At 40.6% G+C, this 24,316-nt stretch carries 25 protein-coding genes; 3 read left to right on the top strand and 22 right to left on the bottom strand.

Translation table 11 applies throughout. The features are described from left to right. The 9 genes from SST62_RS0110895 to SST62_RS0110855 all read right to left on the bottom strand — a co-directional run. A partial coding sequence (locus SST62_RS0110895) for an IS630 transposase-related protein (protein WP_029187362.1) occupies positions 1–379 on the bottom strand: 379 nt, incomplete at its 3' end. A 45-nt stretch (positions 380–424) separates the two neighbouring features. Beyond that, complete coding sequence (locus SST62_RS0110890) at positions 425–1,231, bottom strand: KxYKxGKxW signal peptide domain-containing protein (protein WP_029187361.1); 807 nt, start codon at positions 1,229–1,231, stop codon at positions 425–427. Positions 1,232–1,523: 292 nt separating this feature from the next. After that, a complete protein-coding gene (locus SST62_RS0110880; protein WP_029187360.1) occupies positions 1,524–1,883 on the bottom strand; it encodes a hypothetical protein in 360 nt (119 codons plus the stop codon). A gap of 161 nt (positions 1,884–2,044) precedes the next feature. Continuing rightward, entirely contained in the window at positions 2,045–3,868 is a 1,824-nt protein-coding gene (locus tag SST62_RS01000000111790; protein WP_153309618.1) for an LPXTG cell wall anchor domain-containing protein, read from the bottom strand. A gap of 18 nt (positions 3,869–3,886) precedes the next feature. Beyond that, on the bottom strand, positions 3,887–4,240 hold the full coding sequence (locus SST62_RS1000000112945) for a YSIRK-type signal peptide-containing protein (RefSeq protein ID WP_153309617.1): 354 nt from the start codon (positions 4,238–4,240) through the stop codon (positions 3,887–3,889). Positions 4,241–4,482: 242 nt separating this feature from the next. Continuing rightward, positions 4,483–5,331: a bifunctional methylenetetrahydrofolate dehydrogenase/methenyltetrahydrofolate cyclohydrolase gene (locus SST62_RS0110870; RefSeq protein ID WP_029187359.1), complete on the bottom strand. Its 849-nt coding sequence runs from the start codon at positions 5,329–5,331 to the stop codon at positions 4,483–4,485. 233 nt (positions 5,332–5,564) lie between these two features. Next, the gene (locus SST62_RS0110865) at positions 5,565–6,299 is read right to left on the bottom strand and encodes an amino acid ABC transporter ATP-binding protein (RefSeq protein ID WP_002943067.1); all 735 of its coding nucleotides are present in this window, start codon (positions 6,297–6,299) and stop codon (positions 5,565–5,567) included. Continuing rightward, complete coding sequence (locus SST62_RS0110860) at positions 6,292–6,981, bottom strand: amino acid ABC transporter permease (protein ID WP_002938702.1); 690 nt, start codon at positions 6,979–6,981, stop codon at positions 6,292–6,294. Before SST62_RS0110860 ends, SST62_RS0110865 begins: the two co-directional genes overlap by 8 nt. Positions 6,982–7,106: 125 nt before the next feature. Further along, positions 7,107–7,337, bottom strand: a complete 231-nt coding sequence (locus SST62_RS0110855; RefSeq protein WP_002938704.1) for a DUF1797 family protein — start codon at positions 7,335–7,337, stop codon at positions 7,107–7,109. 222 nt (positions 7,338–7,559) lie between these two features. Here SST62_RS0110855 and SST62_RS0110850 point away from each other — a divergent pair, with 222 nt between their 5' ends. The 3 genes from SST62_RS0110850 (at position 7,560) to SST62_RS0110840 (ending at position 10,801) form a co-directional block, all read left to right on the top strand. Beyond that, a complete protein-coding gene (locus SST62_RS0110850) occupies positions 7,560–9,791 on the top strand; it encodes an ATP-dependent Clp protease ATP-binding subunit (RefSeq protein WP_029187358.1) in 2,232 nt (743 codons plus the stop codon). Between the two features lie 185 nt (positions 9,792–9,976). Continuing rightward, on the top strand, positions 9,977–10,438 hold the full coding sequence (locus SST62_RS0110845; protein WP_029187357.1) for an NUDIX hydrolase: 462 nt from the start codon (positions 9,977–9,979) through the stop codon (positions 10,436–10,438). A 54-nt stretch (positions 10,439–10,492) separates the two neighbouring features. Beyond that, positions 10,493–10,801, top strand: a complete 309-nt coding sequence (locus SST62_RS0110840; protein ID WP_002938710.1) for a DUF1827 family protein — start codon at positions 10,493–10,495, stop codon at positions 10,799–10,801. A gap of 326 nt (positions 10,802–11,127) precedes the next feature. Here the strand turns inward: SST62_RS0110840 and ileS are convergent, their stop codons facing one another. The 13 genes from ileS to SST62_RS0110775 all read right to left on the bottom strand — a co-directional run bounded on the left by ileS (position 11,128) and on the right by SST62_RS0110775 (position 24,304). Continuing rightward, the gene (ileS, locus tag SST62_RS0110835) at positions 11,128–13,917 is read right to left on the bottom strand and encodes an isoleucine--tRNA ligase (protein WP_029187356.1); all 2,790 of its coding nucleotides are present in this window, start codon (positions 13,915–13,917) and stop codon (positions 11,128–11,130) included. 13 nt (positions 13,918–13,930) lie between these two features. Further along, complete coding sequence (locus tag SST62_RS0110830; RefSeq protein ID WP_029187355.1) at positions 13,931–14,371, bottom strand: GNAT family N-acetyltransferase; 441 nt, start codon at positions 14,369–14,371, stop codon at positions 13,931–13,933. A 231-nt stretch (positions 14,372–14,602) separates the two neighbouring features. Next, positions 14,603–15,292, bottom strand: coding sequence for a DivIVA domain-containing protein (locus tag SST62_RS0110825; RefSeq protein ID WP_024385043.1), 690 nt, complete (start codon positions 15,290–15,292; stop codon positions 14,603–14,605). A gap of 8 nt (positions 15,293–15,300) precedes the next feature. Continuing rightward, positions 15,301–16,092 carry an RNA-binding protein gene (locus SST62_RS0110820; RefSeq protein ID WP_029187354.1) on the bottom strand — a complete coding sequence of 264 codons (792 nt, stop codon included), beginning with the start codon at positions 16,090–16,092 and terminating at the stop codon, positions 15,301–15,303. A gap of 2 nt (positions 16,093–16,094) precedes the next feature. Beyond that, positions 16,095–16,358 (bottom strand): YggT family protein, encoded by a 264-nt coding sequence (locus tag SST62_RS0110815; RefSeq protein ID WP_029187353.1) that lies wholly within the window; start codon positions 16,356–16,358, stop codon positions 16,095–16,097. A 4-nt stretch (positions 16,359–16,362) separates the two neighbouring features. Then, positions 16,363–16,929: a cell division protein SepF gene (locus SST62_RS0110810; protein WP_029187352.1), complete on the bottom strand. Its 567-nt coding sequence runs from the start codon at positions 16,927–16,929 to the stop codon at positions 16,363–16,365. 16 nt (positions 16,930–16,945) lie between these two features. Continuing rightward, positions 16,946–17,617 carry a YggS family pyridoxal phosphate-dependent enzyme gene (locus SST62_RS0110805; RefSeq protein WP_029187351.1) on the bottom strand — a complete coding sequence of 224 codons (672 nt, stop codon included), beginning with the start codon at positions 17,615–17,617 and terminating at the stop codon, positions 16,946–16,948. A gap of 6 nt (positions 17,618–17,623) precedes the next feature. Then, positions 17,624–18,853 (bottom strand): cell division protein FtsZ, encoded by a 1,230-nt coding sequence (gene ftsZ / locus SST62_RS0110800; protein WP_029187350.1) that lies wholly within the window; start codon positions 18,851–18,853, stop codon positions 17,624–17,626. A 25-nt stretch (positions 18,854–18,878) separates the two neighbouring features. Next, on the bottom strand, positions 18,879–20,258 hold the full coding sequence (ftsA, locus tag SST62_RS0110795; RefSeq protein ID WP_024375744.1) for a cell division protein FtsA: 1,380 nt from the start codon (positions 20,256–20,258) through the stop codon (positions 18,879–18,881). Between the two features lie 152 nt (positions 20,259–20,410). Then, positions 20,411–21,493: a cell division protein FtsQ/DivIB gene (locus tag SST62_RS0110790; RefSeq protein ID WP_029187349.1), complete on the bottom strand. Its 1,083-nt coding sequence runs from the start codon at positions 21,491–21,493 to the stop codon at positions 20,411–20,413. Between the two features lie 5 nt (positions 21,494–21,498). Further along, entirely contained in the window at positions 21,499–22,563 is a 1,065-nt protein-coding gene (locus tag SST62_RS0110785) for a UDP-N-acetylglucosamine--N-acetylmuramyl-(pentapeptide) pyrophosphoryl-undecaprenol N-acetylglucosamine transferase (RefSeq protein ID WP_032499464.1), read from the bottom strand. A 2-nt stretch (positions 22,564–22,565) separates the two neighbouring features. After that, the gene (murD, locus tag SST62_RS0110780; protein ID WP_029187347.1) at positions 22,566–23,915 is read right to left on the bottom strand and encodes a UDP-N-acetylmuramoyl-L-alanine--D-glutamate ligase; all 1,350 of its coding nucleotides are present in this window, start codon (positions 23,913–23,915) and stop codon (positions 22,566–22,568) included. A gap of 98 nt (positions 23,916–24,013) precedes the next feature. Next, positions 24,014–24,304, bottom strand: a complete 291-nt coding sequence (locus SST62_RS0110775; RefSeq protein ID WP_024399526.1) for a DUF3165 family protein — start codon at positions 24,302–24,304, stop codon at positions 24,014–24,016. Positions 24,305–24,316 lie beyond the last annotated feature (12 nt).

Genomic DNA, 24,316 nt, shown 5'->3' with positions numbered 1-24,316 from the left:
GAAAGCAGGCTAAAACATCAAGATAGCGTCTCACTTTTTCGCTATCTTGTTCTTTATAGGTTGTGGTCTTTTTTAAAGTGATGTTCAGTTTTTTTAAGGCTGCCCAAACTGAGGGAATACTACAGTCAAAATGCTCTGCAATTTCCCTTAAGAAAGCATCTGGATGTTCCTTGACATAGGCTTCCAAGCGGTCAAGCGGAAGTTTGCGAGGACTACGAGCTCGTGGTTTACGATTCAGATGTCCTTCATTTTTCAGCTGTGTCTCCCAACGGTACAAGGTATCGGTTCCAATACCAAATAGGTCACAGGTTTCCTTTTTTGTGTGTCCTGATTGGACATAGGCAATAACGCGTTTTCTAAAATCAATTCCGTAAGTCATAAGTCTATTTTATCATATATTAAATAAAAACTAAACAACTATAGATTACAGTTCAATCCTCCAACCGATTTCCCACTCAATAAAACTACCGTTATTATAATCTACGCGTCCGTGCTCATATCCAAGTTCAACAAATGATGGCCAATCATCATTACTACTTTCGTCTGGGAGCTGGCTTTCACCACTTTCACCTGGAAGTTGAAGACCGCCATTATTACCACTTAAATTCGGCACTTGACTTTCACCACTTTCGCCGGGAAGTTGATGGCCACCATTATTACCACTGAAATTCGGCAAGTGACTTTCACCGCTTTCGCCGGGAAGTTGAAGACCGCCATTATCACCACTTAAGTTAGGCACTTGACTTTCACCACTAGCACCTGGAAGCGGATTAGGTGTACGACCGCCTAAGCCGGAATCGCTGGAAAGCGGACCACTATTATCGCCACTACTACCTAATAAGCGATGCATTCCAGCATTGCCATTCTGTCCTAATTGCTGACTAATTCCCCCTTCACCCGCTAATTGAGAATTTCTATTTTTACTTTCTTGATGATAAACGCTCGATTCTGAATTTTGAGGGCTTCGATTTCCTCCTTCTGAACCCGGTAATGTTCTAGTATTCCGACCACTTAATGCTGAATTTTCTCCCTCGGTTTGCTGCTTCATCCTGCTATTATCAACAATAGACAATCGTTGCTCATTTGCATTTCCGCCTGGTCTTAGAATTTTATTTCTGCCTACGACTAGACCAACCGAAGCTAACGTGACAATGGCACCTGCATATAGCCATCGTTTCCCTGATTTCCACATCCTAAAACGGCCTTGAAATTTGAAAAAATTATTTGACATCTGTGAATATACCTCTCTACTTATTTTTTCACATTCTTAAAAAACGTACGTCATTCATTTGTACTGGATAATTTTATCAAAAAAACATCCCGTAAAAAGCCTCTTACAGCAAAAAATAGATAAAAAATATCCAAAAATACGAACGTTTTACCTTTCGCCCTCAAACTTTGCACGATAAAAAAAGCCATCATTTTTGATGACTTTTCTCTTAATTGATCTGACTTAAATTATTATAAACCATACAAATAAAATAGAAGAACAGCCTCGTATCTTATTTGTAAATACTAAAATTTTACAGAATCTTAATTTGTCCGAATCCGTACTCATCTACTAAGCATGGATCTGACGTCTTGAATCCACCTGCTGGAGAGTGTTGCAATGTAAAATCTCCATTTTCAATCTGTTTTGCAAGCTCATTATTCACTTCACCTTCTGAGCCACGTCCACCTGGTCTATAGTGGTTGATAAATGTATAATTGCCCCAACTATTTTTTGTTTCTACTTCCTCACCTTCAAATCGATATGGATCTGATGTTTTAAAGCCAGTTGCTTCAGATGATACAGCTGTAAATGTTTCTGCTTGAGCAGTAGCTCCTCCAAATAATGCAAGTCCTGCTAACAAGGTTACTGCACCTAATTTTAATGTTGACATAAAAATACTCCTTTAAATTTTTCTTTTACGTACCAATGTACTGTTTTATTATAACAAAAATACAATTTATGAAAAGACGTTTTTTTCAAAAAATAGATAAAAAATAGCCTAAAAATACCAATAAGACGAACTCGATTTTAATACCTATTCGATAATCGAATTTAATCATTACGCTTCTTTAAGATGCTCATAATCAAAACTGTAAAGAATAAGCTGACAGCTCCCAGAATAGCTAAAAGCATACCGTTTTTCTCACCTGTTTTTGGGAGGGAAACGCTCCGGCTTTGCTTAACAACAGCATGGAAATCCTCTTTTCTTTGCTTATCTTCTTCCATGGCTTCAGATTTTTTTGATGGAGCCACCTTCTCTTCCTTGGTCCCCATTTTTTCTTGATGCCCCTTTGACTCCAAGCTCACCTTCTCCTGAACAACATCCATTTGCTGTCCCATCTGCTGATTCTCTCGTGACAAACTCATTGATGGGGACTTAGAAGAATTTGGTTTCTTCATATCATTTGTCTTGACTTCATCTGTGATGGCATCATTTTTTCTGATAAGGGGCGCTGGTTTACTAATCCGCTTCCCTTTTCCTTTTTGTACTGTCACAACCTCCCAAGCCATCTGACTCCCATCTTGGTCAAAAGCCCTGAATGACAACGTTTCTCCCTCTTTTAATACTCGATTTCCTAAATCAAATACAAACTGACCTGTAGCATCAGCGGTTGTCCGAGCAAGCATTTCTTCAGCCTTATGTGTCGATACCAGTTCTACTGTCACTCCTGGGGCAATTTTTCCACTAATATAGCCGTGATCAGTTGTCACTTCGTCCACTTGGAATGGCAAGTCACTCTCATCCTCATCTTCTAAATATTTACCAACGACTACCTCTTTTGAGGCCAACAAAATATTTGTCTTTGGATCTAGAATCTCAAAACGAATTTTCTCTCCTTTTTCAAAGGGGAGTTGTAAATCTTGAATTTGAAAACCGAAAAAACCTAATTCATCAACTTGGACAGGCGGGTATACCTTACCTTCAATTGATGAAACCATCCGAACATAGGCATGTGGAAACAGGGTTCTACCAACGATATAGTCTTTCTTATTGTGCAAAGTAGGGGCAACAATCGGATTTTCAAAGGTTGCCTCATCCATATCTACCTCTTGTAAATAAGTCACCAAGGGGGCAATAACAGCCTTATCTAATTGTTTGCTTGGACCATCTACCGTGTCAATATAAATCGATTCAACTTCTCCTTGCTGATTGTACATCAAGCGGTAATATTGCTCTCCTGGTTGCAATTTCGGTAAGGTAACCTTAAAGTTCCCTGTCTTATCAGCAATTGCTTCTTCCAAAAATTCAAAAGTAGCAACATTATATAATTGTACTTGACCAAACGGAACCGTCTGCCCCTCCAAAACGGAATTATCACTTGAAAGTGGCTTCACCATTATCTGTGAAGGGCTGTCTGTTTTTTCCCACGGAATAACGATATGATTTGTAATAACTGGACGATTATCCTCAGAAATAAATGATAAAACCAGTTTGTCATTCGCCTTAAATTTCGAGCCTGCTAAACTGTCAGAAAAAGTCACCTCAAATCGCCCATCTTTATTGATTGACGTCTTATCCGATACAAAACTTCCATTTATAGACAGATAAACAAATCCCTTAACAGAGGTATGCCCAATGACCTTATTGGCATGTTCCAAAAATGGTTCCACCAGAACTTGGTGCTGCCCATCTTCTGTCTTCTCTAGTCGTTCAGTCGGAATTTTATAGGCATCTGGATGACGCTCAGTTTTGACAGTTTCAATCAGTTCTTCACCTTCACCTTCGCCCTCAGACTCTTCTTCAGATTCTTTCGGAAATGAACTAATCTCAACCACTTGGTTATAGCCCAATGGCTTCTCTAAAGAATGTTTAAACTTACCTTCTTCATCCGCTTCTAGACTATTATCAATGGAAGTAATCGCTTCACCGTCCACAGAAATAAATACATATCCTCAAGGAATAGTCTGACCTGAAATTTGCTTATCACCAGCATGAACAGGATCGATTTTCAAGATGCTTTCTTTAGCCTTTTTCTCGCTGTCAGGAAGACTAGCATCCGTCGGTTTCACTTCTACCTCAGTAGCTTCTTCCTTTTCTGTTTTTCTATCCGAATCCTCTACCACCTCTTCCTCAATAGCAAGTGGCGTCTCCGTTACCTTGGCTTCGATTTCTGTACTCATAATAGTTGTTTCATCAGCTTTTGCAACTGCTCCAACACCTGTTCCAAACCACATAAGCACAATCATAACAGAAGCTAATCCAACCTTACTCTTTCTCAACGAAAAAATTTCAGTCTGTCTATTCATTTTTTCTCCTTGTTTTCTATCATTTAATACTCAACACACACAGTGCCTACTCTAATTATAGAAAACCAATCTCACATAGTATTATGTTTCGTTTGTTTTTTATCTAATCTGCCCATGCTCATTCCTAAGAATAAACCTCAAAACGAAGCTTGGCTCAAGACCAGTACCACTTCTCTGATTTCGTCTTCCCACTCCCAAAATAAAAAATACCAGCTACACCACATAGCTGATATTTCAGATAATTATTTTGCACTTCTGACACAAGCTTCATAGGTTTGTTCCATCAACATGGTAATAGTCATCGGACCAACACCACCTGGAACTGGGGTAATATAACTTGCTACTTCTGATACTTCATCGTATTTGACATCACCGATTAGCTTGCCATTTTCATCACGATTCATACCAACATCAATCACCACGGCACCTGGCTTAACAAATTCCTTGGTCACAAAATGACCATGACCAATGGCAACAACAAGAATATCGGCCTGACGAGCAAGATCTGGCAAGTTTTTGGTACGAGAATGTGCAATCGTTACAGTAGCATTGGCATCCAATAGCAGCTGTGCCATTGGTTTACCAACAATATTAGAACGACCAATAACTAAAGCAGACTTCCCTTCCAGCTCAATCTGATATTCCTTGAACATTTCCATAATTCCTGCTGGAGTAGATGGAATCATGACAGGATGACCTGACCAGAATTTCCCCATGTTAGTCGGATGAAAACCATCCACATCCTTATCTGGGTCAATAGCCAACAAGACCTTCTCCTCGCTGATATGGGCTGGTAAGGGCAATTGCACCAAAATACCATGCCATTCATCATCCTGATTATAGCGCTCAATCAAATCCAACAAGTCTGACTCAGAAATCGTATCTGGAACGCGAACAACCTCACTCTTGAATCCAGCAGCTAGAGCTGACCGCTCCTTATTCCGTACATAAACCTGACTAGCAGGATTTTCGCCAACTAAAATAACTACAAGACCTGGTACCAAACCCTTTTCTTCTTTTAATCGAGCTGTTTTCTCCGCCAAGGCAGCCTGCATTTTTACACCTAGTGCTTTCCCATCAATGACCGTCATACCTACACTCCTTTTGTTTTTTCTATTATACCCTAAAATTCTCCGACTGACTATACTTGTACAAAGTAGAATATAGCATATAGCAAAAAACTCCGAACAATATCGGAGTCGTACTTATTTGTTCATTTATAGTCTTTTAGTTTACTTTTAGTACTAGGCAACGAGCTGCAGACAGTACTGGAGTACGGCAAAGCGAGTTAACGAAGTAATAAAAGAAAAACTAAATGACTATATTACAAGACCTTAGACAAGAAATCCTTAGTCCGTTCTTCCTTGGTATGTTCAAAGACTTCTTCAGGCGTTCCATCCTCCACGATGACACCACCATCCATAAAGATAACCCTGTCAGCTACCTCACGCGCAAATCCCATCTCATGAGTCACGATAACCATGGTCATCCCTGACTTAGCCAAATCCTGCATAACAGCAAGAACTTCACCAACCATTTCAGGGTCTAGCGCAGAGGTCGGTTCATCAAAAAGTAGGACATCTGGGTCCATGGCCAGACCACGTGCAATAGCGATCCGCTGTTGCTGACCACCTGAAAGGCTTTGTGGATAGGCATTCGCCTTATCTGGCAATCCTACCTTTTCAAGTAATTCCTTAGCCTTCTTCTCAGCCTCATCCTTTGCAATTCCCTTTGTTTTAATAGGTGATAAAGTAATATTATCTAATACCGTCATATTCGGAAAAAGATTGAACTGTTGAAAAACCATTCCCATCTTTTCACGCATCTTGAAAATATCATTTGACTTATCAGTAATATCAACACCTTCAAATGTAACAGTCCCCTTGGTCGGTACTTCTAAGAGGTTCATTGTACGTAAGAAAGTCGATTTCCCTGACCCTGATGGACCGATAATAACGACTACCTGACCTTGTTGAATATCTAAATCAATTCCTTTTAGAACCTCATTCTTTCCGAAGTACTTATGTAAATCCTTGATAGAAATAATCGCATTAGACATGGAACTGCCCTCCCTTGTTCAACTTTTTCTCAAACGACTGAATAATCACTGTTAGCACCGTTGTCATAATTAGATAATAGCTCGCTGCAAATACAAGTGGTGTTAAAGGAATATAAGAAGTGGATTGAACTGTCTGAGCACCGTTCCATAATTCCATCACACCGATGGTTGATAACAGTGAACTATCCTTAACAATAGTCACAAATTCATTTCCCAAGGCTGGAAGAATATTCTTGATAGCCTGTGGCATGATAACGTAACGCATCGCCTGCTTTGGTCTAATACCAAGCGAATAAGCAGCTTCCAGCTGTCCTTTTGGTACAGCATTAATACCTGCACGAACAGTTTCAGATACATAGGCACCCGAGTTCATCGAAATAACAATGATACCTGGAATCAAGCGTGTCAAATCTACCGTCAAAATTCCTAGCTGAAAAGTTGGTGCTACAAAATGTGTCATCGCAAAAGCAATCATAATCTGGACAATCATCGGTGTCCCACGAAAAATCCAGACATAGATATTAGCAGTCCAAGCTAAAACTTTATACTTACTACGCTGAGCAAAGGCAAGCAACACACCTAAAATACTACCAAAAAATACTGAGAAAAATGCAATAATGAGGGTAACAATTGCCCCATAATTAAAATAAGCCCAATACTCAGGCAAAAAAGAAAAATTCATTCATCCTACTCCAATTCTGTCATTTAGAGTCTATTATACCACTTTTGAATATTTATGCAATACTTTTGTTTATAATATTCATTTAACATAAGAAAAAAGCACCCTTAGGTGCCTCTCACTTCTTCTTAGTACAATAGCTCATAGATTTCCATTGCAATCAAGTCGATGCTATCAAACGCGTACGTTTCACGAGCAGCAACATCACGCAAGGTAAATACTGAACCATTTTCCTCGTCATAGCTATAAGCCACTTCTGCAACAACAATACCATCACGTTCGAAATTACGTTTCAACGTACCGCCGTCATTAGCCATAGCTTCCAGACGATTGATAATTCTCACCAAATGTGATTCCATATTCGTTCTCCTAATCCTTTTTATAGGAATATTTTACCACATATTGCCAAAAAAGTCTTATTTTTTCCCTATTTTCTTCCTATCGCCCTATTTTTCATAGAAAGTTTTTCCAAGCGTAGCAGTTTCTTGATTTTTCTATGAATCTTGTTATAATAAAGCTAGAACTGACCTTTTTTGACTATTTAACAATAGGTCACATTTTTCACAGAAAGAGGTAGAATTATGCTCTGCAAAAATTGTAATATCAACGACGCAACGATCCATCTCTACACCAACTTAAACGGTAAACAGCAGCAGGTAGACCTCTGTCACAACTGCTATCAAATCATGAAAACAGACCCTAATAATGCTATCCTACGTGGGTTAGGAGATTTAACAAATCCTAACAATATGGATCCCTTTAGTGAATTCTTCAATCACCTAGGTGGCTATCCTGGTAATACCCCTGCTGGAAAAAATCGCGAACAGACTCCTCCCACTCAAGCCGGTGGTGGGCATAATGGACGTGGTGGACAGACCCCTCCTCCGCAACAACCCCAACAACCAAATGGGCTCCTTGAAGAATTTGGTATCAACGTTACCGAAATTGCCCGTCGTGGGGATATTGATCCAGTAATCGGTCGCGATCAAGAAATTACCCGTGTCATCGAAATTCTCAACCGTCGTACAAAAAATAACCCTGTTCTTATCGGTGAGCCTGGAGTAGGTAAAACAGCGGTTGTTGAAGGCTTGGCTCAAAAAATTGTCGATGGCGATGTACCACAAAAACTACAAGGTAAAGAAGTCATTCGACTGGATGTCGTTAGTCTCGTACAAGGAACAGGTATCCGCGGACAATTTGAAGAACGTATGCAAAAACTTATGGAAGAAATCCGTAATCGTCGCGAAATCATTCTTTTTATTGACGAGATTCACGAAATTGTCGGTGCTGGTTCTGCAGGCGATGGCAACATGGATGCTGGCAATATCCTCAAACCAGCCCTCGCACGTGGTGAAATGCAACTAGTCGGTGCAACAACGCTCAACGAATACCGTATTATCGAAAAAGATGCCGCCCTAGAGCGCCGTATGCAACCTGTAAAAGTTGAAGAACCAAGTGTCGAAGAAACTATTACCATTCTCAAAGGTATCCAAAATAAATACCAGGATTACCATCATGTTAAATACTCCGATGCTGCTATCGAAGCTGCCGCAGTACTGTCCAACCGCTACATTCAAGACCGTTTCCTACCAGACAAGGCTATTGACCTTCTGGATGAAGCTGGTTCAAAAATGAATTTGACCCTCAACTTTATTGATCCAAAAGAAATTGACCAACGCCTAATTGATGCCGAAAATCGTAAAGCACAAGCTACACGGGATGAGGACTATGAAAAAGCGGCCTATTTCCGTGATCAGATTGCCAAATACAAGGAAATGCAAAAGGCAACCATTAGTGAGGAAGATATTCCATTAATCACCGAAAAAGAAATCGAAGCCATTGTCGAGCAGAAAACCAATATCCCAGTTGGTGATTTAAAAGAAAAGGAACAGTCCCAGCTTGTGAACCTCGCTAGTGACTTAAAAGCCCATGTTATCGGACAAGATAAAGCAGTTGACAAGATAGCTAAAGCCATCCGCCGTAATCGTGTCGGTCTCGGTGCTCCAAATCGTCCAATTGGATCCTTCCTCTTTGTCGGACCAACAGGTGTCGGTAAAACCGAATTGTCTAAGCAATTAGCTATCGAACTCTTCGGTTCGGCGGACAGCATGATCCGCTTCGACATGTCCGAATACATGGAAAAACACGCTGTCGCTAAACTCGTCGGAGCTCCTCCAGGCTATGTAGGCTATGAGGAGGCTGGACAATTGACTGAAAAAGTCCGTCGTAATCCTTACTCACTCATCCTCCTTGACGAAGTTGAAAAAGCCCACCCAGATGTCATGCACATGTTCCTTCAGGTCTTAGACGATGGGCGTTTGACAGATGGACAAGGGCGGACAGTCAGCTTCAAAGATACCATCATCATCATGACATCAAATGCTGGTACTGGAAAAGTTGAAGCAAGTGTCGGTTTTGGTGCGGCTATGGAAGGGCGGACTCAATCAGTCCTTGGCCAACTTAGCAATTTCTTCACACCTGAATTTATGAACCGATTTGACGGCATTATTGAGTTCCAACCACTGAGCAAGGAAAACCTACTTGAAATCGTCAGCCTCATGCTAGACGATGTAAACAAACGCCTTTCTCACAATGGCATCAGCCTCCATGTAACAGATAAAGTTAAGGAGAAATTAGTGGACCTTGGCTACGATCCAAAGATGGGAGCTCGTCCACTACGCAGAACCATCCAAGATCAGATTGAAGATGCAATCACAGACTTCTACTTAGAACATCCAGCAGAAAAAGACCTACGTGCTGTCATGTCAAGTAAAGGTACAATTCAAATCAAGGCACAAACAAAGACAAAATAAGAAAATAGAGCTGCTCCCTACGAGTAGCCTATTTTACTGTTTTGATACTCTATTTTTCTAAATTTTTCCCCATCTCCATCCTATAAAAAAACTTTACTTTGTAAAGCCTATCACAAGGAAAAATAATAAAAAAGTGGTATAATGTATACAACTCATTCCAATTATGAAAGAGGATAGAATTGCCTATGGAGAAAATCGCTGTATTTGGAGAAAAGAAGGTTGGCGTCAGCTACCAGAGTCGCTTTGGTGTTTACGCAGTTATCCCAGATGAAAAGAAAGAACAGATCATACTCGTTCAAGCGCCAAACGGAGCTTGGTTTCTTCCTGGTGGAGAAATTGAAAAGGGAGAAAATCACCTCATTGCCTTGGAGCGCGAATTGATGGAAGAGCTTGGATTCACCGCTGAAATCGGAAAATACTTTGGTCAGGCTGACGAATACTTCTACTCTAGCCACCGCGATACCCATTTCTATAATCCAGCCTACATCTATGAAGTAACTAGCTACCATCAAATAGGACAACCACTAGAAGATTTCAACCATATTGCCTGGTTCCCAGTCAATGAAGCCATCGATAAACTCAAACGTGGTAGTCACAAATGGGGCATTGAACAATGGAAATTGCAAGAAAATTCATTCAATAACTAGTAAAAACACTCTAATCGTGCTATAATGTAGCCAAAGAGATAGAGGAGGTTCCACATGAAAATCATTAACACGACAAATAGTCATCCCAATCTTGTCCAAAGCCAGTTGGCTAATACTGATGCTTTCCTAGTAGAGACTTATTCTGCAGGTAATACAGACGTTATTTTCACACAGGCACCCCGTCATTATGAACTCTTGATTAGTAATAAATACCGTGCAGTACAACAAAATGAAATCGAGCAAATTCGTGATTTCTTCCTTCATCGAAAAATTGATGAACGAACTATTAACAAGGCTGCCATTCAAACGATTCACACAGACCGTTTGATTGAAATGTCTATTCCCATTATCGCAGAAGTGTAAGAAGCCAGATGGCTTCTTTTTTTCTATTTATAGTCATTTGAATTATCTTTGATACATCGTCACTTTCGTCTTGCCATACTTTAGTATAGCCTGCGCCTCAGTTCCTTGTCTGAAAGCTAATTCATTCGACTATATATCAAAAGTAGCCTAGGAAACGAAGCCGAAGATCGAACTCTGTTACTTTCTTATTTCAAGGTAACAGGCTGAAAACCTCCAATGGAGCTTTTCACTCATCAAGGCTCGTGACAACGGATAATTTTGATTTTCGAAGAGTATTACAAAAAAGCCTATCGCTAGATAGACTTTAACAAATGTATTGTGATTACTTAAGCTTCAAAACCTTGAGCTACTGCTTCAGCAAAGTTTTCTTCCACTACGCTTGCACAGTGATCACAGATTGTCGCACCATAGCTGCGCTCTGCAACACTAGTATCAATACGGCGGCAACGGTCACATACTTCACCGCTTGCACGCTCTACAGTAAAGGCAACTTCTTCTACAAGAACAGCACTTTCAGGAGCTGCTTCCGTGGTTACTGTCAAGTTTGAAACGATGAGCAACTGAGCAAGGTCTGCATTCAAGCTCTCCAAGAAGGACTTGGTTTCAGCTGAGACATAGGCAGTCAAATGAGCTTCGAGTGACTTACCAATCACTTTTTCATTACGTGCTTCTTCCAAGGCTTTTTGAGCTTTTGTACGGAAGACCATAAAGTTTTCCCAATCAGCTAAAAGCTGCGCTTCATTAGCAAAGGTTTCCACCTCTGGCATTTCCGCCAATTGTACAAACTCTTCTGCTTCGTGTTCCAAGTATGACCAGATTTCTTCTGCCGTGTGTGGCAAGATTGGGGTCAAGAGCTTGGTAATTTTCACCAAGATGTCGTAGAATACTGTCTGCATCTGACGACGAGAAAGTGATTTAGCACCATCAATGTAGACGACATCTTTGGCAAAATCGAGGTAAAAGGCTGATAAATCAAGTGTTACAAAGTTTACTACAGATTTGTAAATAGCCATGAAATCATAATTGTCGTAGGCTTCACGGATTTGAGCTACCAACTTGTTAAATTTCACCAAGAGATACTGGTCAACAGAACGAAGCTCGTCGTATGCCACCGCATCGCTTGCAGGATTGAAATCAGAAGTGTTAGCAATCAAGAAGCGAAGGGTATTACGGATTTTACGGTAGGTTTCAGAAACCTGTCCAAGAATATCCATAGACACACGTACGTCGTTTGAAGTATCAACGGAAGTTACCCACAGACGTAAGATTTCTGCACCAAACTGTTTCTCAACATCACTTGGAAGAATGGTATTTCCTAGGGATTTAGACATCTTCATGCCTTTACCATCAAGGACAAAGCCCTGTGACAAGACAGCCTTGTATGGCGCATGACCATTTACAGCAACAGAGGTAATCAAGGATGAGTTAAACCAACCACGGTATTGGTCAGAACCTTCTAGGTAGAGGTCTGCTGGGTAGGAAAGGTTTTCACGGGCGTTCATAACACCATTCCAAGATGAACCAGAGTCAAACCATACGTCCATGATGTCTGTTTCTTTGGTAAATTCGCCATTTGGTGAACCTGGATGTGTGAAACCAGCTGGCAAGAGATCTTTGGCTTCAGATTTCCACCAGATGATAGAACCATGCTCCTCAAAGAGAGCTGCTACGTGGTCTGTCACTTCCTTGGTCATAATCGCTGTACCATCTTCTGCATAGAAGATTGGAAGCGGCACACCCCAAGCACGTTGACGAGAGATGACCCAGTCACCACGGTCACGGATCATGTTGTAAAGACGTGTTTTACCCCAAGCAGGAATAAAGGTCGTTGCTTCGATTTGGTCCAAGATTTCCTGACGGAATTTAGAAACAGAGGCAAACCACTGTGGCACTGCACGCCAGATGATTGGCTTCTTGGTTCTCCAGTCAAATGGGTATGAGTGATTGATCACTTCACTAGCAAGGAGCAAGTCGCCTAATTTTTCCTTAACCGTTGGTACAACCTTGTCATAGAATTGCCCTTCAAAATCAGGACCCGCAGCTTCATTCATCAAGCCACGTTCGTTGACAGTTACCGCAACCTCCAAGTCATATTTGACACCGACATTGTAGTCATCCTCACCAAAACCTGGAGCTGTATGGACGATACCAGTACCCGAGTCTGTTGTGACATGGTCACCCAAGATAACCAATTCATCAACTTCAACATCCCATGGGTGTTCGGTCACGATATATTCAAACTCAGCACCCTTGTGTTTTGAAATCACTTCAAAGGATTCCCAACCGAATTTGGCTGCCAAACTATCAACCAAGGCTTCTGCCAAGACATACTTACGGTCAGAACCAGCTGGTTGAACCAAGACATAGTCAATATCTGCTCCCATGGTCAAACCGCGAGAAGCCGTTACTGTAAATGGAGTCGTTGTCCAGACAACGATGTAGCTGTCTGTATCCAAGAGCCCCTTGCCATCTTTGACCTTGTTAGCATAGTAAAGAGATGTTGAGTCAATGTCATGGTATTCAATTTCAGCTTCTGCAAGGGCAGATTCAGATGACCATGACCAGTAAACAGGCTTGGCACCACGGTAAATATAGCCCTTGTCTGCCATAGCACCGAAGACACGGATTTGAGCAGCTTCATAGTCTTTCGTCAAGGTGATGTATGGATTTTCCCAGTCTGCAGAAACACCCAAGCGTTTGAAATCATCACGTTGCTTGTCAACTTGGCTAAGAGCGTAGTCACGGCACATTTCAAGGTATTCTACCAAGTCCATTTCCTTGCGCTTAACACCTTGTTTTGCCAAGACTTGCTCAATAGGAAGACCATGCGTATCCCAACCCGGTACAAATGGTGCACGGAAGCCAGACATTGACTTTGAGCGAACGATAATATCTTTAGAAATCTTGTTCAAGGCGTGTCCAACGTGGATATTTCCGTTAGCGTATGGGGGACCGTCATGAAGATGAAAGGCAGGTTTGCCTTCATTGAGTTCTTGGCGACGAGCATACAAGTTTGCTTCATCCCAGGCCTTTTGCCATTCTGTCTCGCGAGTTGGTAAGCCTGCACGCATTGGGAAAGCCGTTTTGCCTAAATTAAGGGTTTCTTTGAGTTTCATTTTATCTCCTTTATTAAAAAGTTAATTCCATTTTTATTTCTTGGCCAATCATACCAACTGATTGAAAGCCAAATTTTTCTAAGATATACCGCATTTTATGATTACCAATAACATAATTCATGGTAACTGTGTGACAACTTGGATTTTCCTTAGCAAGACCAATCACTTGCCGAATCACTTCTTTACCGTATCCACGATTTTGACAATCTTTATCAATCAACAAGCGCCATACATAGTAGCTCTTGTCCTCAGCTAGAAGGGATAACAATAAAAAGCCAATGACCTTCTGACCAGATCTTACCGCATAAGGAAGTATATTCTCTTCCTCGCGATACAGCCATGCCTGTGCCAAAGAATACTCAACTGAAGCAACACGGCGCTGGTCCTCAGGTGCAAGTTGAACTTGTAACACTGCTCCAAAGTTGTCCTTGTTTACTAATTCTAATCGTATCATAAAAATAAAAAAAACTCCCGCCAAATAAGGACGAAAGTTCGTGGTACCACCTTAGTTTAGATAGAGTTTCCCCTATCCCTCTATGTTCGTAACGTGAACGGGCGTCTTTCCTTACTATTTTCAGGAAAAATCAAACAAAGTGATGATCCATAGAAAGAGATTGTAGGGCTTCCACCATCTCCTACTCGCTATAAATATTTCTACCGACCGTGTCTCTGCTTATGATCTTTATTATTCTTCTGTTGAAATTTCTACAGACTCTCCACTCTCAAAAGCTGCTGCCTGACGAGTTAATTCTGCAATTTCTTCTGGTGTCAATTGACGTGTATAATCCAAACTTTCTTCTTCAACAGGTAATTCTTCATCCAAAGCCTTATGAAGAACATCACGGAAAGCCTCGTCACTTGTTTGAATGTAACTTGCTGTTGGGCGAAGAATTTCCTCCCATTCAGATGAATTAACCAATGATAATTGGCTTTCTACTGTTGATTTCAGACGCTGATGGAAAATACGTGTCTTGTTTTTTAATTCTTCAGTCTCAATGACAACTTTTTTCGCGTTGTCAGTCGCATTACGAAGAATTTCATTTGCCTTATCTTTAGCTTCATGTAACAATGTTGCCGCATCATAGTCAGCTTGTTTAATAATATTTGCCGCTTGATCTTCGGCCGCAACCTTTACTTTCTCAGCTGTATCTTGAGCTAAAAGAACTGATTTACTCAATGATTCTTTCATCTCATCAAAATAAGCCAAACGTTCCCGCAAATTTTTCAATTCTAACTCTTGGTCATGGTTTTTACGAATTAAATCCTCATAATCACGCGTTACAATGTCCAAAAAGTCATCAACTTCATCTGCGTCGTATCCTCTAAATTTTGTAGCAAAGGTTTTATCTTTTAATTCTAATGCTGTAAGTGCCATCTTTCCTCCTAAGTTTTAACAATGTCTAACTTTAATTTTATCTTCCCTTGCTTAGAAAAACCTAAAAATTCATTTAGGCGAACTCTACCATATCTCCTAACGCTAATTAATTGCCCTATTTCAACCAATTTACTGGTTTGTTCTGCCAGAACATAATCCAACTTCACATGTCCAGCCTCAATCAACTTGTTTGCAGTTGCCCTTGAAAGGTTAAATGCGACCGAAATCAATTTATCCAATCTCATACTAGAAACCAACACATCCTTTGAACGCCATTCCTGTCCAATCGGTAGTCGAACAGTCGTCCATTCTTCTTCCTTTCCCTTAACAGGGACACGAGCAACTTTAGTGATAGATTGTAAGGCAATCTGCCCAAATTTCTGATCGATAAAGACAATCAATCGTTCATCATCAATCAAAATATCACCCAAATACTCCCTTTTAATCCCTAGTTGATTGAGAAAAGTTCCAAGAACTTGTGAATGGGATAAGGTGTGAAATTTTCTAGCATAGGACAAATGAAGAGCGGTTAACTCAAAGTCCTTGATGTCCAACTCATAATAAGCCGGGGCAATAATAACCCGCGAATGTTCAGTCGAAACAAAGTCCCAACTAGAAAACGTTTGTAACTGGTAGTAGTTAGCAATTTTGCATACAATTTCATCTTGTCTAGGATGTAAAAAGTGAGTTAATCTATATGAATACGTATCTTCAACTTGCTGACACATATCCATTATTTTCTCTACAAACTCTCTTTCTTCCCTAGAAAAATGTTGCAATAAGTTTTTGTCATTTTTCATAACTATGCTAACAGTAGCAATAATTGAACCAAAAGGCGAGTTCCCATATTAAGCACAATCATGGCTGCCATTACGGTCCAATCCAACCCCATAAACTGCAGATTAAACCGCCTAAAGGGTTTTAAAATCGGTGCTACCAGCCATTGAATCAAACGTCCAATCGAGCTTGTGTATAGGCTAGGAAACCAACTTAGCAAAGCGTATGCCAATAAGAGATAAGAATAAATCTCTACAATTTTTAATAGTAAAAAAATCAAAATTTGCATAGCATTACCGTTTTATATCAAAGTCAAAATTTGAATCAGCCGCACCAGTAGTTGTACCAGCATTGCGCAATTCTTCAATATTGACAGTGACATTTACTGGAGTTAACAGCCACATGGTATTTGAGACCTTTTTCAAATTTCCAGATAATACTGAACGAGCACCATCCAAGTAGTCTAGGCAACGTCTTGCTTGTTGCTCCGACATATATTGAAAATCAATGAGAATACTCGCATTGTCTAATAAAAGATTTACCATCTCTGGTGCATCTTCATAACGTTTTGGAAACTTAATATCAATTGTAGTTTTGACAATCTCTTTTTCGTTATTATTAGTCATCAATTCTTGCTGCCTTTCATGTAGGCGTTGAAGTTGACTTTCTGAACGTGCTTCCCGACGCGTCTCTACTTTTGGCTGCTGTTCGCGCCCAGGTGCAGCTGTAGTGGTATTGGCAACACGCATTTTAGGACGATCATTAGGCATTGAATAGGCATCTGCCTGTTCTTCAACTTCATTGACTTCGTCAACTTCAAAGTAATTAAATAAGTTCTTAAATGTATCTTTTAATGCCATATTTTCCTCCTCTCCATTATTCAAAGAATGCTGAGCCAATTCTCACATATGTAGCTCCGTGAGCAATGGCGCGTTCAAAGTCCCCACTCATTCCCATACTTAACTCTGTAAAGGGCATACGTGGTAAGTTCCTTGTAGCTAGTTCTTCTTGGATTTCCTGCATTTTAGAAAAAATCTCGTCTAATTCATCATCTGTAGCATCAATCGGTGCCATCGTCATCAATCCAACAAGTTCAATGTTCTCCAATAAACTAATTTCAGCAAGTGCCGCATCAATCTCAGATACTGCAAAGCCATGCTTACTCTCCTCACCGGAAACGTTGACTTGGAGGAAACACTTGACTATTTTAGTCGCACGTTTATCTATTTCCTGAGCTAGTTTGACAGAGTCTAGGGCGTGGAAATAATCAACAAATGGAATAATGTCCTTGACCTTTCTTCTCTGTAAAGTCCCTATCAAATGCCAGGTCAATTGTTTGTCTTCTAGGGCATTATACTTTTCTAAGAACTGATTGACTCGATTTTCTCCAATATGGGTAATCCCAGTATTCACTAGCTGATTAGCAATAGAGCTGTCAACATATTTGGTGACAGCTATTACCTTTACTGATTCACTCGGACGACCTGCCTTTTCAGCAGCTTTTGCCACTGCTGAAAAGATAGCATCCTTATTCTTTTGAAAGTTCATTTTAGTTTAGCGATTACGGAAGAATGGTGGTGTATCCAATTCATCCTCATCTTGATCCATTTTAAATTTTTCGACTGAAACAGTGGATGTTGGTTCTGTGTCAGTTGGACGAATCAAGTTTTCACGACGCAAATCCCACTCTCCGAAGGCAGAAGCTTTCGGCGCTTCAGTTTGTTGTGCAGCTCCACGAGTTGGTGCTGATGCTACTGAATGATCAAAGCGTTGAGAAGGGCGTGGTGAAACAGCTTCCGTACGATGGCGGGCTGGTTTATCAGCAGTATCTTGACGAACACCTGTAGCCACAACAGTCACACGAATCTCATCTTTCATTGTTTCATCAATAGATGTACCCAACCAAATGTTAACACCTTGCCCCGCAGCCTGATTAACGATTTCTGAAGCATCTTCTGCTTCTGTCAGAGTCATGTCATAACCACCTGTAACATTGACAATGACATCTTCTGCACCATCAATTGTTGTTTCAAGAAGAGGAGAATAAATCGCTTTACGAGCCGCCTCAATCACTCGGTCCTCACCAGTACCGATACCAATACCCATCAAGGCGTTTCCTTTGTTTTCCATAACTGTCTTCACATCTGCAAAGTCCAAGTTAATCAAACCAGGATTTGTAATCAAGTCTGTAATTCCTTGAACACCTTGACGAAGAACATTATCAGCTTCGCTTAGTGCTTCTAAAAGCGGTGTTTTCTTATCAACAATTTCAAGAAGGTTGTTGTTTGAAATAATTAAGAGTGTATCTACTTGTTCGCGAAGACCTTCAATTCCCTCAATCGCAAAGTTTCCACGTTTATTACCTTCAAAACCAAACGGACGAGTCACAACTGCGACAGTCAACGCACCCAAGTTTTTAGCAATACGTGCAATAACAGGAGCCGCACCAGTCCCTGAGCCACCGCCCATACCAGCAGTGATGAAGACCATATCTGCACCAGTTAATACATTAGTCAATGCTTCTTCGCTTTCCTCAGCAGCTTTACGACCAACCTCAGGTTGACCTCCAGCACCCAAACCACGAGTCAATTTAGGACCTAGTTGGATCACTGTTTCAGCTTTAGAGCTACTTAGCGCTTGTACATCTGTGTTTGCTGCAATAAACTCAACCCCAGCAACACCTTCTTCAATCATACGGTTGATTGCGTTCCCGCCACCACCGCCGACACCAATTACTTTAATGACAGCACCATGACTAGCTGCTGCTTCAAATGAAAATGCCATAGTTTAAATCACCTTTTCTTTTCTCTTATTCAAACATGCTGCCAAACAAACCACGAATGCGATCTGTGATGTTTCCCTTAGCAGCTGGACGAACTTCTTCTTCCTCATCATGGTAAGTAGGAGCAACTTGTTCCTCTACCTGATCAACTGTGTTCAATTCGTTCACGATTTCTCTTTGAATTGGCTGACTAATCCGAGGACGAGCAACAGGAATTTCAACTGGCTTATGTCTCAAGGTAGTTTCGCCATTTACTGCATGTTGGGCAATATTTTCAACATCTTCTAACTCACCAACATACTCAACAAAGCTAATCACACTTGCAAATGCTGGATTGCGGATACCAATTTGATTTGGAACATAAAGTTTAGTGTTAACACCAAACACTTCTTGGGCCAATTCTGTAATTCCTGGTAAGATAGCACCACCACCTACAATAACAATGCCTCCAGGTAAATCTAGAGCACGTGTACGCTCCAAATCTTGTTTCACACGGTCAAAAATCTGACGCAGACGTGCTGCTATCACTTCTGAAAGGTAGCGCTCGGTCACTTCAACTGGAGCGTTTTCTCCAATCACGTCAACAGTGAATTTTTCCTTATCACTTGCATCTTGCGGATAGGCAATGCCGTAGTTGTATTTCAAGTTTTCAGCAATACTCTTTGAAGTTGTCAATACTTTTGAAATATCATTTGTGATATAATCTCCACCTTCTTGGTAGATGTTTGTATATTGCAACTCTTGGCCACGCATAACAGCCACAGTCGTTTGACCACCACCAAGATCAATGACAGTCGCACCAAACTCACGTTCACCTTCATTCAATACAGAGCGAGTTAGTGCCAACGGAGAAATTACAATATTTTCAACTTGGACACCTGCACGCTCCACCGTTTTACGAAGATTGTGAAGAATGGTGCGTGGTCCTGTGTACAGCATCCCACGCATTTCCAAGCGAATTCCCATCATTCCACGAGGGTCCTTAATGCCTTGGAATCCATCGACAGTGAACTCTTCTGGAATAAATGAAATCACTTCGCGTTCCGGAGTCATACTCTTTGTCAATGCTGATTTTACAACATTCTCAACATCCAAGTCTGTAATTTCTTGTGAATCTGTTGTAACAGGAATCATCCCTTGAGTCGGTTCAATCTGAAGAAGGTTGGCAGGTAATCCAACATTTACCTTTTCAATGCGGATACCTGACTTTTCTTCTGCCTGCTCGATCGCTTTTTTAATCGCTCCAGCAGCCACCTCAATATTTACAATAATTCCATCTTTGACGCCAGCACTTTTTACATTGCTGACCCCAATCACATTCATTTCGTTATCAATATATTCTGCAACCAAGACTTTAACGGAGCTTGTACCAATATCTAATCCCGTAAAAAAGCCGTTTCTAGCCATTCTATCAGTCCTCTCTTACTTCCAACTTTAACAAATCATCTTCCATTTTGAAAAATAGTATAATTAGTCATCATTCATTATACCATATTATATCGAATTATGGTGTTTTTAAAGGATTTTTTTATTACTTTTTCTTTACAAAATTGTCTATTTTAGCTTGCATATCTATAAATGCCAACTTCCATATCAATTGTCGTTGGAACTGTCACTTCTGCCGCTATTTTTGTATAGTAAGGCAACTTCTGACTAATCTCACTCAAGGGAACTAAAACCGTGTTTCCATCTGCCATATTGAGTGTCAGCAAATCCGCGGTCACTTTACTTGGCGTTAAATTTATTGTCTGAATAGCAGAACGAATTCCTGTATCTATTTTCCCCAATTCAATGGCCAGTTCCTTGATTAATTCCTTGTCGGATAAATTAATCGTTGTGTAGCCTTCTGGCAAAGAATCCTGTGAAATCGGCTCTCCACCAACCTCTCCACTAGACAATACTGGATACCACTGACTTTGTTGCTGAATGTAGCCTATTATAGCGTATTCTTTAATTTGAATCGTAAAGGTAGCTGGAAACTGGAACTTGATTGTTGCAGTCTCTACAGACGAACTATTCTTCTTAATATTCTTTGCGTAAGCATCTGCATGCAAAGCTATGGTTACAATGTAATCATCTGGAGAAATCAGACTATAATTTTCTACTTGCTCAGCAGTTAGTCGCTCATTTCCAACAACCTCTATTTGTTTTTTCTTGCTGGTTGGAGAAATAAAATACAAGGCTAGAGCTGCCAGTAACAAACTCGTCACAAGAACCGGAATAGCTTTCCAGACTACTTTGGAAGGAATAGCAGCTTGTAAAGGGTAAATCTTTTTCTCTGTTTCCTTTTTGGATTCCGGACTCTCTTGTCTTCTGTTTATTCCCTGAAAAAGGCCCCTTTTACTCTTTTTAGCTTCTGGGATCTTCTGTTCTGTCTGCCCCTCGTCAACTGCCTGAATATCTGCGTCATCTTTATGAGCAAGGTAGGCTTGGTGGCGTGCTTTCCATTGTTCGAAAAAGGCACTTTTTTCATCATCCGAAGCAGTCATCTCAGGTATGTCTACATCCGTAGAAAGTTCTTTTTCTTCGGCTACTACAGATTCTTTCTCTGCTGGTGAAATTTGTTCTGAATGCAATTCTACTTGGGACGCATGTTCCACTTCTAGCACTGATTCTTCTACATTTGAATCTTTTTCCGTCATAGAACCTACCTTCCCATATCTTCTCTAAGCAAATTGTAAAAACTATCTACTGACTGAATTTCATTAGAATTTGCCATGTTTTGGATATAAAATTCCTTATGTTTCAATAGCTCATCGACTTCTACTAACAGGCTAGCAAATGTCAATTGACTTTCATCAATCTGCTTAGAATATCCCTTTTTCTCTGCATAGAGAGCATTTTCAATCTGATCCCCTCGACTGGCCTGCCGTCCTAGTGGCACAATCAAATGGAGTTGTTGCATGGCAATCAACTCAAACAGAGTATTGGAACCACCACGGGTAATAACGACATCCGCTAAATCCATCAACGGTTGATAAAGTTCTGTTACATAATCCACACGGTAGAGATTCTTTTCTAACCGATTTAAACTAGCATCCCCTGTCAAGTTGATAATATTGAATCGTTCGGTCAGAGCAGCACTATTCTGACTGATTAAATCATTAAAGACCTTGGCACCACCCGAACCACCTACAAAGAGCAAGGTTGGGAGCGATTTATCTAAATGACTGATAATTTCTGGCAACTGAATTGGAGTAACCTTGTCATTCGTTTGCCCCACTTTTGTAACCGCACCAACATGTTTTACTTTCGTCAAGCTGGCAGGTTGCTCAAACGTACTATACATGGTTGTCGCAAATTTATAGGCTATTTTATTGGCCAGTCCCATAGACAAATCTGACTCATGGATAAAGACAGGTACTCGTAATAAATTAGCCGCAATAACTGGCGGAACCGATACAAACCCACCTTTCGAAAAAAGAGCTTGCGGACGAATTTTTGCAATAATGGCCAAGGATTGAAGAACACCAAAACCAACTTTAAACACGTCCAACATATTTTGGAAAGAGAAATAGCGACGTAACTTACCAGTTGCAATAGAATGGAAACGAACATCTAGACCAGATTTGACAATTTGCTCATGCTCAATACCATTCCCATCTCCAATATAGTGGACTTCCCAGCCTTCTTCCAAAAATCGCGGAATCAAAAGGAGATTGAGCGTCACATGCCCAACAGTCCCTCCGCCTGTAAAAACAATTTTTTTCATGATTATTTCAACTCCTCAAAGGTCTGTAAGAAGACATCGCCACGCACCTCAAAATTGGCATACATATCCCAGCTTGCATTGGCTGGACTCAAAAGGACGATATCTCCTTTTTCTGCCATGGCAAAGGCCTTTCTAGTCGCATCCGCAATGTCAAGAGCTTCAATCGTTTCCACTTCTGCCTTATCTGCAGCACGTTGTACACGGGGAGCTGATTGACCAAGGAGTACCATCTTCTTTAGTCCGACCAAATCAGGGACTAATTCATCAAATTCATTTCCACGGTCCAAGCCGCCTGCAATCAAAATGACCTTGCTATTGTCAAACCCTGAAAGAGCTTTTTGAGTCGCCAAAATATTGGTGGACTTACTATCATTATAGAAGGAAACGCCGTTGATCTCACCTACAAATTGCAAGCGGTGTTTAACACCTCCAAAAGCAGACAAACTTTCCTGAATCGCTTGGTGGTCTACTCCCAACAATTTTGCAACCACAATGGTTGCCAAGGCATTTTCAATATTGTGTGAACCTGGGACCCCAATTTGGTCTGCATCCATGATGTATTCACCCTTGAAATAGAGTTTTCCATCTTCCAAATAAGCTCCATCAACCACTTCCTCTGTTGAAAAGGGAACAACCGTTGCATTGGTCTGTTCAGCCAATTCCATGGCTTCTTTCTGGTTGAAATTGAGCACTACAAAATCCTCAGCCGTCATTTGACGCTGAATCATCCATTTGGCTGCTACATAGTCCTCAAAAGTCCCATGATAATCAAGGTGGCTGGCAATAAGATTGGTCACAACAGCGATATGCGGGCGGAAAGATTCTGTCCCCATTAATTGGAAAGACGATAATTCCATGACCAAAGTATCTTCTGCAGTTGCAGTTTGAGCAACCGAAGATGCTGGATAGCCAATGTTTCCACATAATTTTGCAGGTTTATTTCCAGCATTCAAGACTTCTGCAATCATGGTCGTTGTCGTTGTCTTGCCGTTCGAACCTGTAATCCCAACGATTGGAGCATCTGATACCAAGTAGGCCAATTCAACCTCTGTCCAGACTGGAATTCCTTTTCCAATTGCTTTTTCAACCATAGGATTATCATAGCGAATTCCTGGATTTTTTACCATCAAAGCGAAATCTTCATCCAATAATTCCAAGGGATGGCTCCCGCAAATAACACGGATACCATCTTCTAACAAAGATTGAGCAGTCGGATTTTCTTCAAAAGGCTTTCCATCATTAACAGTGACGATAGCACCCAATTTATCCAGAAGACGGGCTGCGGATTCCCCTGATTTAGCTAAACCTAGCACTAACACTTTCTTATTTTTTACAATATCAATCATCTTCATCTCAATTACCTTTACTTTCTAACACCTTATTTTACCCTTTACGAAGACCTTTTTCAAGCCAGAGGACAGAAAAACCGACGCAAAAGCGTCGGTTAATTTCATCTATATCTATAAGGACCAGGTCGCTCTGTTCTCCTCTGCCTATCTTTAGGTTCTTTATCGAGATAATAAATATCCCGCATCGCCCAAAAACCAATCAGAATCATTAGTAGACCAACCCAAATTTCCTTTGAAAATTGCATGATTCTTAAAAATCCAAGTACCAAGGCAATTGCTAATGCTACCAGTAAAAATACTGCCGCAATCAAATTCATAGTCCCCTTAATATTGCGAGGTGCAATAAAAATATAAAAAAGTACTAACATGATGGCGAGGATTAAATAAAACATGCTTCTTCTCCT

This window comes from Streptococcus suis YS56, assembly GCF_000440115.1.
GTDB lineage: Bacteria > Bacillota > Bacilli > Lactobacillales > Streptococcaceae > Streptococcus > Streptococcus suis_L.
The sequence above is the reverse complement of the archived record's forward strand: the minus strand, read 5'-3'. Positions and strand labels throughout refer to the sequence as shown.

What these genes read in the sequence shown, in the direction of transcription:
- SST62_RS0110855 (WP_002938704.1), bottom strand. Translation starts at nt 7,337, where the DNA reads ATGGAATCACATTTGGTGAGAATTATCAATCGTCTGGAAGCTATGGCT.
- SST62_RS0110890 (WP_029187361.1), bottom strand. Translation starts at nt 1,231, where the DNA reads ATGTCAAATAATTTTTTCAAATTTCAAGGCCGTTTTAGGATGTGGAAA.
- SST62_RS0110860 (WP_002938702.1), bottom strand. Translation starts at nt 6,981, where the DNA reads ATGAATTTTTCTTTTTTGCCTGAGTATTGGGCTTATTTTAATTATGGG.
- murD (WP_029187347.1), bottom strand. Translation starts at nt 23,915, where the DNA reads ATGAAGATGATTGATATTGTAAAAAATAAGAAAGTGTTAGTGCTAGGT.
- ftsZ (WP_029187350.1), bottom strand. Translation starts at nt 18,853, where the DNA reads ATGGCATTTTCATTTGAAGCAGCAGCTAGTCATGGTGCTGTCATTAAA.
- SST62_RS1000000112945 (WP_153309617.1), bottom strand. Translation starts at nt 4,240, where the DNA reads ATGAATAGACAGACTGAAATTTTTTCGTTGAGAAAGAGTAAGGTTGGA.
- SST62_RS0110820 (WP_029187354.1), bottom strand. Translation starts at nt 16,092, where the DNA reads ATGAAAAATGACAAAAACTTATTGCAACATTTTTCTAGGGAAGAAAGA.
- SST62_RS0110865 (WP_002943067.1), bottom strand. Translation starts at nt 6,299, where the DNA reads ATGTCTAATGCGATTATTTCTATCAAGGATTTACATAAGTACTTCGGA.
- SST62_RS0110840 (WP_002938710.1), top strand. Translation starts at nt 10,493, where the DNA reads ATGAAAATCATTAACACGACAAATAGTCATCCCAATCTTGTCCAAAGC.
- SST62_RS0110845 (WP_029187357.1), top strand. Translation starts at nt 9,977, where the DNA reads ATGGAGAAAATCGCTGTATTTGGAGAAAAGAAGGTTGGCGTCAGCTAC.
- SST62_RS0110870 (WP_029187359.1), bottom strand. Translation starts at nt 5,331, where the DNA reads ATGACGGTCATTGATGGGAAAGCACTAGGTGTAAAAATGCAGGCTGCC.
- SST62_RS0110810 (WP_029187352.1), bottom strand. Translation starts at nt 16,929, where the DNA reads ATGGCATTAAAAGATACATTTAAGAACTTATTTAATTACTTTGAAGTT.
- SST62_RS0110825 (WP_024385043.1), bottom strand. Translation starts at nt 15,292, where the DNA reads ATGGCACTTACAGCATTAGAATTAAAAGATAAAACCTTTGCTACAAAA.
- SST62_RS0110815 (WP_029187353.1), bottom strand. Translation starts at nt 16,358, where the DNA reads ATGCAAATTTTGATTTTTTTACTATTAAAAATTGTAGAGATTTATTCT.
- SST62_RS0110805 (WP_029187351.1), bottom strand. Translation starts at nt 17,617, where the DNA reads ATGAACTTTCAAAAGAATAAGGATGCTATCTTTTCAGCAGTGGCAAAA.
- SST62_RS0110880 (WP_029187360.1), bottom strand. Translation starts at nt 1,883, where the DNA reads ATGTCAACATTAAAATTAGGTGCAGTAACCTTGTTAGCAGGACTTGCA.
- ftsA (WP_024375744.1), bottom strand. Translation starts at nt 20,258, where the DNA reads ATGGCTAGAAACGGCTTTTTTACGGGATTAGATATTGGTACAAGCTCC.
- SST62_RS0110830 (WP_029187355.1), bottom strand. Translation starts at nt 14,371, where the DNA reads ATGATACGATTAGAATTAGTAAACAAGGACAACTTTGGAGCAGTGTTA.
- SST62_RS0110775 (WP_024399526.1), bottom strand. Translation starts at nt 24,304, where the DNA reads ATGTTTTATTTAATCCTCGCCATCATGTTAGTACTTTTTTATATTTTT.
- SST62_RS0110785 (WP_032499464.1), bottom strand. Translation starts at nt 22,563, where the DNA reads ATGAAAAAAATTGTTTTTACAGGCGGAGGGACTGTTGGGCATGTGACG.
- SST62_RS0110850 (WP_029187358.1), top strand. Translation starts at nt 7,560, where the DNA reads ATGCTCTGCAAAAATTGTAATATCAACGACGCAACGATCCATCTCTAC.
- ileS (WP_029187356.1), bottom strand. Translation starts at nt 13,917, where the DNA reads ATGAAACTCAAAGAAACCCTTAATTTAGGCAAAACGGCTTTCCCAATG.
- SST62_RS0110790 (WP_029187349.1), bottom strand. Translation starts at nt 21,493, where the DNA reads ATGACGGAAAAAGATTCAAATGTAGAAGAATCAGTGCTAGAAGTGGAA.